Here is a 12,912-nt window from a genome sequence, read left to right on the forward strand (position 1 = left end):
ACGAACATGTCCATCTTCCTGAACAAGGACAACAAGGTCATCGTCCAGGGCATCACCGGCGGCGAGGGCACCAAGCACACCGCGCTGATGCTGAAGGCGGGCACCAACGTCGTCGGTGGCGTGAACGCGCGCAAGGCCGGCACCACCGTCACCCACACGGACAAAGACGGCAACGAGATCGAGCTGCCCGTGTTCGCTTCCGTCGCCGAGGCGATGGAGAAGACCGGCGCCGACACCTCCATCGCGTTCGTGCCGCCCGCCTTCTCCAAGGACGCCATCGTCGAGGCCATCGACGCGGAGATCCCGCTGCTCGTGGTCATCACCGAGGGCATCCCGGTGCAGGACTCCGCCTACGCGTGGGCCTACAACGTGGAGAAGGGCGAGAAGACCCGCATCATCGGCCCGAACTGCCCCGGCATCATCACCCCCGGCGAGGCGCTGGTCGGCATCACCCCGAACAACATCACCGGCAAGGGCCCGATCGGCCTGGTGTCGAAGTCGGGCACCCTGACCTACCAGATGATGTACGAGCTGCGTGATTTCGGTTTCTCGACCGCGATCGGCATCGGCGGCGACCCGGTCATCGGCACCACCCACATCGACGCCATCGAGGCGTTCGAGAAGGACCCGGAGACCAAGATCATCGTCATGATCGGCGAGATCGGTGGCGACGCCGAGGAGCGGGCCGCGGCCTACATCAAGGCCAACGTGACCAAGCCGGTCGTCGGCTACGTCGCCGGCTTCACCGCGCCCGAGGGCAAGACCATGGGCCACGCGGGCGCCATCGTCTCCAGCGGCGGCGGTACCGCGCAGGCCAAGCAGGAAGCGCTCGAGGCCGCGGGTGTGAAGGTCGGCAAGACGCCGTCCGCCACCGCCGCGCTCGCGCGCGAGATCCTGGAGAAGGCGTCCATCGCCTCCGCCTGATCCGCACGCAACAGCTACGAAGGCCGCCTCCAGGTTTGACCGGGGCGGCCTTCGTCGATTCTGCACAGGGCGGTGGTTGTCCACAGCCCGCTCGGTAGGTGATGACCGGGGACAGGACGTGCAGTAGCGTCAGTAACCGGATCAGCACCAGTCAGTTCGACGCGACCGTGCGCACGACTCGACAAGGAGACGACGACATGTCCTACCCGACCGGGGGCTCCGGGTACAACGCACCCGCGACACCCGCCGCGCCCAGCCAGGGCCCGAGCACCGGTGCCGCCGGCGCTGCGCCATCGTCCGCGACCGACGCGGAAGGCAAAGGGCTGCCCTTCATTCTGACCGCGGCGACCGCTGGCCTCGGTGTGCTGACCTTCCTGCTCGGCTTCCTGCCGTTCGTCGGCACCAAGCCGGTGACGATCGGCGGCACCACCGTCAGCAGCGACGAGACCGACAGCTTCTTCGCCTACTTCGGCGGCTCGGCCACGCTGGGCATCGTGCTGCTGGCCGGTCTGCTGGCCGGTGTGTCGTTGTTGCCCAAGCAGAAGCTGCTCGGCGCCTCGGCCGCGGCCGCGGTGGCGGGCCTGTTCGCCGTGCTCGCGCTGACCTTCTCGGTCCCCGAGGGCGCCGAGCTGGAGTTCGGCGCCTACATCGTGATCGTCTTCGCGCTGCTCACCGCGGCCGCCGCGATCGTCGCGGTGCTGTTCGAGCTGGGCATCATCAAGCCGCCCGCGCCCAAGCCCGCCCAGCCGCAGCAGCAGCCGGGTCAGTACGGCCAGTACGGCCAGCAGCCGGGCTACGGCCAGCAGGGCTACGGCCAGGGCACCGGCCAGCAGGCGTACGGGCAGGGCGGTTACGGCCAGAGCCAGACCGGCGGCCAGTACCCGACCCAGTCGCCGTACGGCCAGCAGAGCCAGCCGTCGGTGCCGCAGGCGCCGCAGCCGTCCTACGGCCAGCCGGGCCAGCAGCCGTCCTACGGCCAGCAGCCGCCGCAGTCGCCGTACGGCCAGCAGTACGGTGCGCCGCAGCAGCAGTCGCCCTACGGTGCCGCGCCGCAGGCGCAGCCGCGGCCGGACGAGAGCGCGACCCAGCACTTCGGCGGGCAGCAGCCCGGTCAGGGTCAGCCCTTCGGCGCGCCGACCTACGGTGGCGCGCAGCCCGGTGCGGCCGCGCCGCAGCAGGGCCAGCCGTTCGGCGGCGAGCAGAACGCCGACCCGGCGTCCGACGCGACGACGGCGTTCCGCCCGACCGACGACAACAAGTAAACCGACGGCCGCCGCGCGTGGCACAGGTTCGATCGCGAGCCCACAGGTGCGCCTGTGGGCTCGCGGCGCGCCTGACCCGCGCCCGCCGGGGAAGCTGCCACGCTGAATTGTCATGAGCTCCCGTAACGCCCTCGTGCGCCGGACCTCCGGGTCACGCGGTGACGGGGAGGCCACCGCACCGCCGTCCGGGCACGGTCACGAACCGCCCTGGTGGTTGCTGTCGCCCGAGCGGGCGCGCACGCTGCTGCTGGTCGCCGCCCGGCCGACGATCTGTGGGCTGGCGGCGACGGTCCTGCTGGTCCTGGTGGTCATGCTGACCACCGATACCGATCTGACCAGCGCGCCCGGCGCGGTCGCGGCGACCTGGCTCGCCGCCCATCAGGTTCCGCTGACCGTCGGCCGGACGACGCTGGGTGTGCTGCCGCTCGTCCCGACCATGATCCTGGTCCTGATGGCCGCCCGCGAATGCGCCCGCGCGGTGCCCCGCCGTCCCACCCCGGTCGACCTCGGCTGGCTCGTCGGCGCCGTGCTCGCCGGCCCGCTGCTGATGACCGCCGTCTGCCTGGCCGTCACCGGTGACGCCGCGGGCGTCACCCCGCTCGAACCACCCGGCCCGGTGACCGCGTTCGGCTGGGTGCTCGTGCTCTACCTCGGCGCGGCGGCGGGCGGGATCGCCACCCGCGCCTGGCCCTCGGTGTGCGCGCTGCTGCCGGTCGAGATCCCGGCGTGGGCCGTGCTCGGCGCCCGCGCCGCCCGGCGCACCGTGCTGCGGATGCTCGGCTGCGCCGCGCTGGCCACGGCGGTGTCGTTCTTCCTGCACCTGTCCCGGCTCGACGGCGCGTACGACCAGGCGCACAACGTCACCGACGTGCTCGGCATGACGCTGCTGTCGCTGCTCTATCTGCCGAACGTGGTGATCGCCGCGGCCGGAATGCTGTGCGGCGCGCCGGTGCAGTTCGGCGCGGGGTCGGTCGGGCTGTTCGGGGTCACCGCCGGACCGGTGCCCGCGCTGCCCGCGCTGATCCCGCTGCCGGAGGGGCCGTCGGCGGCCTGGTGGCCGGTGCTGCTGCTGATCCCGATCGCGGTCGGGGTGCTCGGCGGTATCGAGCTGGGCCGCACCAGCGACGACCGGCCGGGCGCGCCGTGGGCGACGCTCACCTCCGCCGCGCTGTCCACCCTGATCTTCCTCGTGCTCGCGATCCTCGGCGGCGGACAGCTCGGCGCCGTCGGCCGCGCCGGGGTCGACCTGCTGATGCTGGTCGTGCTGATGGTCACCTGGTTCGGCTTCGGCGGTTTCGTCGGCATGTTCTTCGCCCGGCGCTTCCTCGCCCCCGCCGCCCCGGCCGACGACTTCGACGAGTACGACGACGACACCTACGCCGACCACGACGACTTCGACGACGAGTACGACGACGAAGACGACTACTACTACGACGACGAGGACGAACCCGACTACGACGACGACGATTCCGCCGTCGAGGTCGACGCCGAACTGGTCACCGACTTCGACGACGACGTCGAGGTGAGTATCGCCGCGCCGGGCTCGACGGCCCCGCCGACCGACGACATCGTCGACGCGGAGGTCGTCGAGTCGGACCTGCCGGAAGGTGACAAGAGCACCGGTCGTTAAGCTCGACCCGGCGGTATCGCCGATCGCCGCCACCCGACACACGCAGGAGTAGAGCGCTGACGTCCTCGTTTGCCCAGTGGAAGCCCGCAGGGACACCGGCTACCGTCGTCGTCCTCGCCTCGGGCACCGGCTCGCTGCTCAACGCGCTGCTGGCCGCCGCGCGCGAGCCCGGCTATCCCGCGAAGATCGTCGCGGTCGGCGTCGACCGGGTGTGCCAGGCGACCGAACACGCCGAGACCGCCGGGATCGAGCACTTCCGGGTCGCGGTGCGGGACTTCGACGATCGGGCCGCCTGGGATCGCGCGCTGACCGAGGCCGTCGACGCCTTCCGGCCCGACCTGGTCGTCTCGGCCGGCTTCATGAAGATCGTCGGCCCCGCGTTCCTCGAGCGGTTCGGCGGCCGGTTCATCAACACCCATCCCGCGCTGCTGCCCTCGTTCCCCGGCGCGCACGGGGTGCGGGACGCGCTCGCCTACGGCGCCAAGGTCACCGGCTGCACCGTGCACCTGGTCGACGGTGGCGTCGACACCGGCCCGATCCTCGCACAGGAGGCGGTCGACGTGCTGCCCGGCGACGACGAGGCCGCCCTGCACGAGCGCATCAAGGTTGTCGAGCGACGGTTGCTGGCGGAGGTCATCGCCGCTGTCGCCACCCGAGGCATTGTCTCCGACGGACGAAAGGCAGAAATTCCAGATGAGCGAGCACGCCGGTGAGTGAACGTAAGGCGATCCGCAGGGCGCTGGTGAGCGTCTACGACAAGACCGGGCTCATCGAGCTGGCCACCGGACTGCACGCCGCCGGCGTGGAGCTGGTGTCGACCGGTTCGACCGCGGGCAAGATCGCCGAGGCGGGCATTCCGGTCACCAAGGTCGAGGACCTGACCGGTTTCCCGGAGACCCTCGACGGCCGGGTCAAGACCCTGCACCCCCGGGTGCACGCGGGCATCCTGGCCGACACCCGCCGCGCGGAGCACGTCGACCAGCTCACCGAGCTGGGCGTGGACGCCTTCCAGCTGGTGGTGGTGAACCTCTACCCGTTCACCCAGACGGTGGCCAGCGGCGCGAGCATCGACGAGTGCGTCGAGCAGATCGACATCGGCGGTCCGTCGATGGTGCGTGCCGCCGCGAAGAACCACCCCTCGGTCGGTGTGGTCGTCGACGTCAACGACTACGACGACGTGCTCGCCGCGGTGAAGTCCGGCGGCTTCACCCTCGCCGAGCGGACCGGCCTGGCCGCCAAGGCCTTCCAGCACACCGCGAGCTACGACGTGGCCGTCGCGAGCTGGATGGGCTCGGTCGCCGTGCCCGCCGTGCAGCCCGAGACCGAGCAGTTCCCCGGCTGGGTCGCCGGTTCGTGGGAGCGCGCCGCGGTGCTGCGCTACGGCGAGAACCCGCACCAGGCCGCCGCGCTGTACACCAGCAACGACGGCACGGTCGGCATCGCGCAGGCCGAGCAGCTGCACGGCAAGGAGATGTCGTACAACAACTACACCGACGGTGACGCCGCCTGGCGCGCCGCCTACGACTTCGACGAGCCCGCCGTCGCGGTGATCAAGCACGCCAACCCGTGTGGCATCGCCGTCGGCGCCGATATCGCCGAGGCGCACCGCAAGGCCCACGCCACCGACCCGGTCAGCGCCTACGGCGGCGTGATCGCGGCCAACCGCGAGGTCAGCGTGGAGATGGCCGAGCAGGTCGCCGAGATCTTCACCGAGGTCATCGTGGCGCCCGGCTACGCGCCCGGCGCGGTCGAGGTGCTGCAGCGCAAGAAGAACGTGCGCGTGCTGGTGGCCGAGGCGCCGCAGCGCAAGGGTGTGGAGCTGCGCCCGATCAGCGGCGGCGCGCTGCTGCAGGACCGCGACGTCCTCGACGCCACCGGCGACGATCCGGCCAACTGGACCCTCGCCGCGGGCGACCCGGCCGACGCCACCACCCTGGCCGACCTCGAATTCGCTTGGCGCGCTTGCCGTGCCGTGAAGTCGAACGCGATCCTGCTGGCCGACGACGGTGCCGCCGTCGGCGTCGGTATGGGTCAGGTCAACCGGGTCGACTCCTGCAAGCTGGCCGTCGAGCGGGCCGGTGAGCGGGCCAAGGGCTCGGTCGCCGCGTCCGACGCGTTCTTCCCGTTCTCCGACGGCCCGCAGATCCTGGTGGCCGCCGGCGTGCGCGCGATCGTGCACCCCGGTGGCTCGATCCGCGACAAGGACACCGTCGAGCTCTGCAAGGAAGCCGGCGTCACCCTGTACCTGACCGGAGCGCGTCACTTCGCGCACTGAGTCACGGCGAACCCGGACGGGTGCCGCACCGAATCCTCGGTGCGGCACCCGTTCTCGTTATCCGGCGTCGACCACCTGGCGGCTGCCCAGCGGCGACTCCAGGGTGATCTCGACGGTGCCGAAGACGGCGTTCATGGTGCACATCTTGCCGACCGCGTCGGCGCGGGTGCCCCCGCGCAGGGCGACCGCGACGGCGGTGGCCGACTCGGTGACGGTGACGTCGACGCCGTAGCACTCCGGGTTACCGGTCTGGAAATTCACGCCGATCGTGTTGTCGCTCAGGCGGGTCCACGAGGTGAAGGGTAGGGGATGGGGGTTGACGATGGTGGGATCGGGCGTGAATCGATGGCCGAGGCTCGCGTTGCCGTCTTCCGGCCGGGCGCTCGTTGTCGTCGAATTCGATTGGGGTGCAGCGTCATCGGAGCTCGAGCAGGCGGTGATCGGGCCCAGCAGCACGGCCAGGGCGGCCGCGGCGGCGGTGAAACGCGACGTCGTTCGCATACCGTGAGCCTAGTCGGCGTGGCGTGCGCGCTCGCCCGGCCGAGTGGGGCATTCTAAACGCGATACTCCCCACAGTGAACTTTCCGCGAACCCTGCGCGTAACTCACCCGTTTCGGCTCGGTGGGGACTACATTCGCTTCCGATGCGACGCCGTGGCAAGCGGCGAGCATCACTGATGTTGGATGCTCTGCAACTGGATCTTCGAAAGGACAAACGTGGGCGACACGCTGCGCGTAGGCGAAGAACTGGGACTGGGACAGTCCCTGACCGGCGGTGCGTACACCCTGGCCCTGCAGCCGGACGGCAACCTTGTGCTGACCGAGCCCGACGGTAACGTCGTGTGGGCCGCACAGACTCATGGGCAGGACGTGCAGCGCGCGGCCCTGCAGCACGATGGCGACTTCGTCATCTACAAGGGTGACGGCTCGCGCGTCTGGGCGACCGACACCAGCGGCAAGAACGTCGAGCGCCTGGTGGTGCAGCCCGACCGCAACGTCGTGCTCTACGGCACCGACGACTCGGTCGCGTGGGCCACCGCCACCAACACCGACAACCCGCTGCCCGCCCCGGCTGCCGAGCCGGAGCCGGTCGCCGCCGCCCCGATCGCCGAAGAGGTCCCCCCGCCGCCCGCGGCGCAGACCTACACGGTCGAGCCGGGCGACACCCTGTGGGCCATCTCCGAGCGTTTCTACGGCGACGGCAACCGCTACCACGAGATCGCGTCGGCCAGCGGTATCGACAACCCGGACCTGATCAACGCGGGCCAGGTCCTCACCATCCCGTGATGACGTAGCCGCAGCGTTCATCGCCTGCACAACGAAAGTGGCCCCGAGGCAACAGCTTCGGGGCCACTTTTGATTCCGCGATGTCTACCGGCTGGTGAAGGGCAGCAGCGCCATCTCGCGCGCGTTCTTCACCGCGACGGCGACCTGACGCTGCTGCTGCGGGGTCAGGCCGGTCACCCGGCGGCTGCGGATCTTGCCGCGGTCGGAGATGAAGGTGCGCAGCAGGTTGACGTCTTTGTAGTCGACGACTTCGATGCCCGCGGCGATCAACGGGTTCTTCTTCGGCTTACGGCCCTGCTCGGCGCGTGCCTTCTTGGACGGTGCTCGCTTCACTGCCATGCGATGTTCCTTCTCACGAGATCAGTGGGTGTCTACCAGCTCGATTTGTGGACCCCAGGGAGCTCGCCCCGGTGGGCCATCTCGCGCACACGAACACGGGAGAGGCCGAACTTCCGGAGATGGCCGCGTGGCCGGCCATCGGCTGCATCCCGATTGCGCAATCGTACCGGACTGGCGTCGCGGGGCTGGTTGCGCAGTTCCGCCTGCGCGGCGGCCCGCTCGGCGTCCCCGGTGGACGGCTTGCGGATGAGCTCCTTGAGCTCGGCGCGCCGGGCGGCGTAGCGCTCGACGATCGCGCGGCGCTGCTCGTTGCGGGCGATCTTGGACTTCTTCGCCATCAGCGCTCCTCGCGGAAGTCGACGTGCTTGCGCACGACGGGGTCGTATTTGCGCAGGACCAGCCGGTCGGGGTCGTTGCGGCGGTTCTTGCGGGTGACGTAGGTGTAGCCGGTCCCCGCGGTGGACTTGAGTTTGACGATCGGCCGGATATCGGTCGATTTCGAGGCCATGGGCGCTCCTCCTAGATCTTGTCGCCGCGGGCGCGGATGCGGGCCACCACGGCCTCGATCCCGTCCCGGTCGATGGTCTTGATGCCCTTGGCGGAGACCGTCAGCGTGATGCGGCGGCCCTCGCTGGGCAGGTAGTAGGTCTTGCGCTGGATGTTGGGGTTCCAGCGCCGGTTGGTGCGCCGGTGTGAGTGCGAGACGGCTTTTCCGAAGCCGGGCTTGCGACCGGTGACCTGGCAGTGGGCCGACATGCGACCTCCCTCCATGGTGATGACAACCATTTTCGACAACAGTTATTCTGCACTGTACCGTTGGGGTAACGTAAATGAAAATCGTTATCGAAAGGGGTTTCGGGTGCTGGACCAGTCCGACCGGAGAACGCCCGTCGTGCTGCTGGCCGGCTTCTCCGGACCTGCCATGACCGGCGTCGAGCACATCGCGGCGACACTGAGCGAGGACGCGGGCACCGTGGTGGTGCACCACGACCTCGCCGAGCTGCGCGAAGGCGTCGTGCGGCGCACGGTGCGCACCGCGGGCACCGTCACGACCACCGTGCTCGAGCTCGCGCACGGCTGCGTGTCCTGCACGCTGCGCGCGGATCTGCTGCCGATGCTGTGCACGCTCGCCGCCCGCGAGCACGTGCGCCGCATCGTGCTCGCGCTCGACCCGGCCATCGAGGCCGAGGCGCTGTGCCACGCGATCGACACGGTCGAGGTGACCGGAGTGGCGGACCGGGTCGACGGGCCCGCGAGCCGGAACGTACGGATCGAGGCCACGCTGACCTGCCTGGACGGGCAGCAGTGGCTGGCCGACGCCACCGGCGACGAGGTGCTGGCCGACCGCGGGCTCGCCGCGGCCGACGACGAGCGGACGGTCGCGCAGGTGGCCGTCGGCCAGGTCGAATTCGCCGACGCGCTGGTGGTGCTGGCCACCGGTGTCGACGCGCTCGATCGCGAACGGCTCGGCGCCGTCCTCGGCCGGATGACGCCCACCGCGCCGGTCGCCTGGCTCGACGAGCTGCCCGCCTTCGACGCGGTCGAGGTCGGCGCGCTGCTGACCCGCGTCCCGGCCGACGCGCGCCGCGGCCGGATCTTCGACGCCCACGCTCCGCTGCTGCGCGGTCAGCCGCCGCTGACCACCGACTGCGGCGTCTCGCTCATCGAATTCGCCGCGCGCAGGCCGTTCCATCCCGGCCGGCTGCACGACGCGCTGGACGTGCTGTTCGACGGCGTGGTCACCGCGCGCGGCCGGATCTGGCTGGCCACCCAGCCCGACCAGGTGGTCTGGCTGGAATCGGCGGGCGGTGGCCTGCGGGTCGGCGGCGCCGGTCGCTGGCTGGCCGCGATGAGCGCCGAGGAGCAGGCCGAGGCCGATCCGGACCGCCGGGCGATGGCCGCGCTGCGCTGGGACGAGCGGTTCGGCGATCGCGATGTGTCGCTGGTGATCCTGGCCCACGACGCCGATCCCGCCGAGATCCGGCACGCGCTGCACTGGGCACTGGTCGAGGACGACGAGCTGCTGCTGGTCGACCGGGCGCCGGAACGAGTCGCGTTGTGGGACGACCCCTTCGGCGACTGGCACGAAGACCCCTGCGCCGATCCGTCCGAGGCCCCGGCCACGGCGGGCGAGCGCACCGAGAGAGGAGAAACGTCATGAAAGCGGGCATCCACCCCGACTACCACCCGGTGGTCTTCGAGGATTCGAGCACCGGCAAGCGGTTCCTGACCCGGTCGACCGCGACCAGCGACCGCACCGTCGAATGGACCGACGGCGCGACGTATCCGTTGCTGGTCGTCGACGTCACCTCGGATTCGCATCCGTTCTGGACCGGCACCCATCGCAATCTCGACACCCAGGGCCGGGTGGAGAAGTTCGAGCGCAAGTACGGAAAGCGTTCGCGCGCAGGCAAGGAGGGCTGAGCCATGGCAGTGCCGAAGCGCAGGATGTCGCGGTCGAACACCCGCAGCAGGCGGTCGCAGTGGAAAGCCGCCGTTCCGCAGCTGGTTCCGGTCACCGTCGCCGGTGTGGAATACCGGGTGCCGCGTCGTATCGTTGGGGCAGTGCGGAAGGGTCTGATCGACCCGTCGCGGATCTAGGTTCGCCCGTACGCGGAGTTCGAGAGCTGGTTCGGAGGGGACAACCCGGATCGGGGATCGGACAACAGCAACGGCCTGCCGGATACGTCCGGCAGGCCGTTGTCGTCGCTGGTGCGAGGGATCAGCCCTCGCGCTCGGCCAGTTCGGCCAGGGCCGCGGCGAGCTGGAAGAACTTGTTGCTGCCGAGGTCGGCGATGGTCTTGATCTTCAGGGCCTCGAGCAGCTGCTTGTCGTGCGCCTCGGTCAGGCCGGCCAGGGCCGACGGCGGCGCGGCGAGGATTTCCTTCAGCGTCTTGTTCTCGTATTCCTTGTCGAGAACTTTGTCGAGCACCACGTTGACGGCCATGCGAACTCCTTCGAACGAACCTTGGATGTGCTGGGCGAGACGAATGCGCCCCGGCCGACGATAACCCGCTGACGGGCCTGGTGGGGGCCGAACGCGCCGTCAGCGGCCGGTTCTTCCGCGCACGCTGTCCAGGGGGCTTTCGGTGCGGTTGTCGTGCCTGCTCAGCGCCGGATCGGTGGGTGCCGGGCAATCGGCCGGTTACCGATGTGACAGATGCCACTTGGCGTGAGCAGGGCGGACGGCTTGCCGGGTGATTGCTGGAAGGCGCATAACCAACTCTTGGTTTGTTTTGTGGCACAAGAAAATTCCCGAGTGACTGATGCGGAGTCCTTGGCGGGTATGTACTCTCGTGCGGGAGGGCGGGTTCTCCGGTTAAGGAGAACCCGCTCATCGCCACTTCAGGGGCGGTTTTCGGGCCGAATGCGGTCCGCCGCGATGGATTCCGCGAGCGGGGCGCTCGTTCACAAATTTTCCGACAAACCGGACGTTAGCTGGTCACCGGGCGGCGACGGTGCGCGCCTCGCGCTGGCGTTCGGCCGCGTCCCGCCGGTCCGGCGCGATCAGCACCGCGGTGATCGGCACCGTCAGGCCGAGAGCGCCGAGCACGAACATCGGGAACACCAGGTCGAACGGGGTGAGCCCGCCCGGCGTCCGGCTGCCCGGATCGATCGTGAACTCCAGTGCGGCGAGCGCGGTGTAGTACACGGCGGCGACGCCGACCGCGAACAGTGCCGAGGCCGCCACCCGCACGAGGACCACCCGCACGACCTGAAACGCCCACAGCGTCGCGGTGCACAGCGCCATCGACGCCAGCACGGAGACACCGATCAGCCCGAGCGACTCGTCCACGGTGCCCTGCACCGCCAGCGCGTCCAGCGTCAGGTAGGTCGACAGGCCGACGCTGAGGCCCATCGTCAGCCCACCGATGATCAGCCGCGGCAACTGCGGGGTCCGGCCGCCGATCAGCAGGCCGGCCAGCACGCCGACGACCGCGGTGGCGGCCGCCGCGGCGCCGAGCGCCGCGTTGTACCGCAGCGTGGTCTCCTGCACCCGGATGCCGAGCAGCGCCACCGAATTCGCCAGCCACAGGCCGACCCCGCCGAGCGAGACCGCCGCCATCGTCAGCCAGAGCAGCCGGAACCGCTGGGAGTACTTCGCGTGCCGCACGCAGGCGAACGCCACCAGCGCGCCGAGGACCGACAGGCCGAACGCGAGCCAGGCGATGCCGGTGCCGCGACCGAACGTCTCGGCGCCGGTCGCGGCGAGCAGGTCAGCCACGCCGGCCGGCCTCCTCGAACTGCTGCGGCTCGAGCTGCGCGATGGCGTACTCGGTGACCGCCGCCAGCGCCTGCCTGACCTCGACCGCGTTGCGCGCGTCGATGTCGACGATCGGGATGCCCTCGCGCACCGAGAGCGCCTCGCGCAGTTCGGCGATCGGGAAACGCGGCGCGTTCGGGAAGCGGTTCACCGCGATCAGGAACGGCAGCCCGCGCGCCTCGAAGAAGTCGACCGCGGCGAAGCTGTCCTCCAGCCTGCGGGTGTCGATCAGCACCACCGCGCCGATGGCGCCGCGGATCAGGTCGTCCCACATGAACCAGAACCGCTTCTGGCCGGGCGTGCCGAACAGGTACAGCACCAGGTTGCCCGGCAGCACGATGCGGCCGAAGTCCATGGCGACGGTGGTCGTCTCCTTCTCCGGCGTCTCGGCGAGATCGTCGATGCCGTCGGAGAAATGGGTGACCATCGCCTCGGTGCGCAGCGGAACGATCTCCGACACCGCACCGACGAAAGTCGTCTTGCCTGCGCCGAATCCGCCTGCCACGACGATCTTGGTCGACGCGACCCGTTGATCGGGGTTCGGGGGGCGCATGCCCTCAGAGGCCACGGAGTCCACGCAAAGTCCTCTCCATCAGTGATCGGCGTTCGTCATAGCTCGCCTGCTCGGTCAGCGTCGAATGCACTCGAAGAATCCCGCCGACTACGAGATCGCCGATCATCACCCGGACCATACCCAGTGGGCGTCCGAGGTATGCAGCTATTTCCGCGACCGAGAGCCGATGTGTACCCAGTCGCACGATTTCGGTGCGCAAGTCCCCTACGGGCCATTCCATGTGCGCGGTGTAGGAGACCGTCTCCACCACTGCCTCCAAGGGCAGCGAGATCGCGGGCTCGGTCCGGCCCGAGGTCAGAGCGTAGGGCCTGACCCTGGTCGTCGGCCGGTTTTCTGATCCGTACGGACTCGACATCTC

General features: G+C 69.9%; 18 protein-coding genes. 9 read left to right on the plus strand and 9 right to left on the minus strand.

The features are described 5' to 3' along the window. The first annotated feature begins 6 nt into the window (after positions 1-6). From sucD to purH, 5 genes are all read left to right on the plus strand, one after another. A complete protein-coding gene (gene sucD / locus AB0H54_RS04800) occupies positions 7-924 on the plus strand; it encodes a succinate--CoA ligase subunit alpha (protein ID WP_355273523.1) in 918 nt (305 codons plus the stop codon). 197 nt (positions 925-1,121) lie between these two features. Continuing rightward, positions 1,122-2,186, plus strand: a complete 1,065-nt coding sequence (locus AB0H54_RS04805; protein ID WP_355273520.1) for a DUF5336 domain-containing protein — start codon at positions 1,122-1,124, stop codon at positions 2,184-2,186. Between the two features lie 112 nt (positions 2,187-2,298). Next, positions 2,299-3,816 carry a DUF6350 family protein gene (locus AB0H54_RS04810; protein ID WP_357342768.1) on the plus strand — a complete coding sequence of 506 codons (1,518 nt, stop codon included), beginning with the start codon at positions 2,299-2,301 and terminating at the stop codon, positions 3,814-3,816. 56 nt (positions 3,817-3,872) lie between these two features. Further along, positions 3,873-4,529: a phosphoribosylglycinamide formyltransferase gene (gene purN / locus AB0H54_RS04815; protein ID WP_355274625.1), complete on the plus strand. Its 657-nt coding sequence runs from the start codon at positions 3,873-3,875 to the stop codon at positions 4,527-4,529. Then, the gene (purH, locus tag AB0H54_RS04820) at positions 4,526-6,091 is read left to right on the plus strand and encodes a bifunctional phosphoribosylaminoimidazolecarboxamide formyltransferase/IMP cyclohydrolase (protein ID WP_357342770.1); all 1,566 of its coding nucleotides are present in this window, start codon (positions 4,526-4,528) and stop codon (positions 6,089-6,091) included. Before purN ends, purH begins: the two co-directional genes overlap by 4 nt. Before the next feature lie 57 nt (positions 6,092-6,148). Here the strand turns inward: purH and AB0H54_RS04825 are convergent, their stop codons facing one another. Continuing rightward, complete coding sequence (locus tag AB0H54_RS04825) at positions 6,149-6,592, minus strand: hypothetical protein (protein WP_357342772.1); 444 nt, start codon at positions 6,590-6,592, stop codon at positions 6,149-6,151. A 215-nt stretch (positions 6,593-6,807) separates the two neighbouring features. Between AB0H54_RS04825 and AB0H54_RS04830 the strand changes: the two genes are divergently transcribed. Next, positions 6,808-7,377 carry a LysM peptidoglycan-binding domain-containing protein gene (locus AB0H54_RS04830; RefSeq protein WP_355273511.1) on the plus strand — a complete coding sequence of 190 codons (570 nt, stop codon included), beginning with the start codon at positions 6,808-6,810 and terminating at the stop codon, positions 7,375-7,377. 84 nt (positions 7,378-7,461) lie between these two features. On the opposite strand, the gene rpsR is transcribed toward AB0H54_RS04830, so the two are convergent. The 4 genes from rpsR to rpmB are packed head-to-tail and all read right to left on the minus strand — an operon-like array spanning position 7,462 to position 8,472. Then, positions 7,462-7,716 carry a 30S ribosomal protein S18 gene (gene rpsR, locus AB0H54_RS04835; protein ID WP_022566236.1) on the minus strand — a complete coding sequence of 85 codons (255 nt, stop codon included), beginning with the start codon at positions 7,714-7,716 and terminating at the stop codon, positions 7,462-7,464. Positions 7,717-7,748: 32 nt separating this feature from the next. After that, positions 7,749-8,054 carry a 30S ribosomal protein S14 gene (gene rpsN, locus AB0H54_RS04840; protein ID WP_357342774.1) on the minus strand — a complete coding sequence of 102 codons (306 nt, stop codon included), beginning with the start codon at positions 8,052-8,054 and terminating at the stop codon, positions 7,749-7,751. Then, positions 8,054-8,224: a 50S ribosomal protein L33 gene (gene rpmG, locus AB0H54_RS04845; protein ID WP_019049259.1), complete on the minus strand. Its 171-nt coding sequence runs from the start codon at positions 8,222-8,224 to the stop codon at positions 8,054-8,056. The genes rpsN and rpmG overlap by 1 nt, the downstream gene beginning before the upstream one ends. Positions 8,225-8,235: 11 nt before the next feature. Continuing rightward, positions 8,236-8,472, minus strand: a complete 237-nt coding sequence (gene rpmB / locus AB0H54_RS04850; protein ID WP_019049258.1) for a 50S ribosomal protein L28 — start codon at positions 8,470-8,472, stop codon at positions 8,236-8,238. 103 nt (positions 8,473-8,575) lie between these two features. Between rpmB and AB0H54_RS04855 the strand changes: the two genes are divergently transcribed. Genes AB0H54_RS04855 through rpmF form a run of 3 tightly spaced genes read left to right on the plus strand, consistent with a single transcriptional unit; the run spans position 8,576 to position 10,317 of the window. Next, entirely contained in the window at positions 8,576-9,877 is a 1,302-nt protein-coding gene (locus tag AB0H54_RS04855) for a GTP-binding protein (RefSeq protein ID WP_357342776.1), read from the plus strand. Then, positions 9,874-10,140 (plus strand): type B 50S ribosomal protein L31, encoded by a 267-nt coding sequence (locus AB0H54_RS04860; RefSeq protein ID WP_357342778.1) that lies wholly within the window; start codon positions 9,874-9,876, stop codon positions 10,138-10,140. Before AB0H54_RS04855 ends, AB0H54_RS04860 begins: the two co-directional genes overlap by 4 nt. Before the next feature lie 3 nt (positions 10,141-10,143). Next, a complete protein-coding gene (rpmF, locus tag AB0H54_RS04865; RefSeq protein WP_357342780.1) occupies positions 10,144-10,317 on the plus strand; it encodes a 50S ribosomal protein L32 in 174 nt (57 codons plus the stop codon). Positions 10,318-10,438: 121 nt separating this feature from the next. On the opposite strand, the gene AB0H54_RS04870 is transcribed toward rpmF, so the two are convergent. The 4 genes from AB0H54_RS04870 to AB0H54_RS04885 form a co-directional block, all read right to left on the minus strand. Then, positions 10,439-10,663, minus strand: a complete 225-nt coding sequence (locus tag AB0H54_RS04870; protein ID WP_355273495.1) for a hypothetical protein — start codon at positions 10,661-10,663, stop codon at positions 10,439-10,441. Between the two features lie 495 nt (positions 10,664-11,158). Further along, positions 11,159-11,941 carry a hypothetical protein gene (locus AB0H54_RS04875; protein ID WP_357342781.1) on the minus strand — a complete coding sequence of 261 codons (783 nt, stop codon included), beginning with the start codon at positions 11,939-11,941 and terminating at the stop codon, positions 11,159-11,161. Next, on the minus strand, positions 11,934-12,533 hold the full coding sequence (locus AB0H54_RS04880) for an ATP/GTP-binding protein (RefSeq protein WP_218717093.1): 600 nt from the start codon (positions 12,531-12,533) through the stop codon (positions 11,934-11,936). Before AB0H54_RS04880 ends, AB0H54_RS04875 begins: the two co-directional genes overlap by 8 nt. A gap of 4 nt (positions 12,534-12,537) precedes the next feature. Continuing rightward, positions 12,538-12,909: a DUF742 domain-containing protein gene (locus AB0H54_RS04885; RefSeq protein WP_355273490.1), complete on the minus strand. Its 372-nt coding sequence runs from the start codon at positions 12,907-12,909 to the stop codon at positions 12,538-12,540. Positions 12,910-12,912: the final 3 nt, after the last annotated feature.

This window comes from Nocardia sp. NPDC050718, from assembly GCF_040654235.1.
Classification (GTDB): Bacteria; Actinomycetota; Actinomycetes; order Mycobacteriales; family Mycobacteriaceae; genus Nocardia.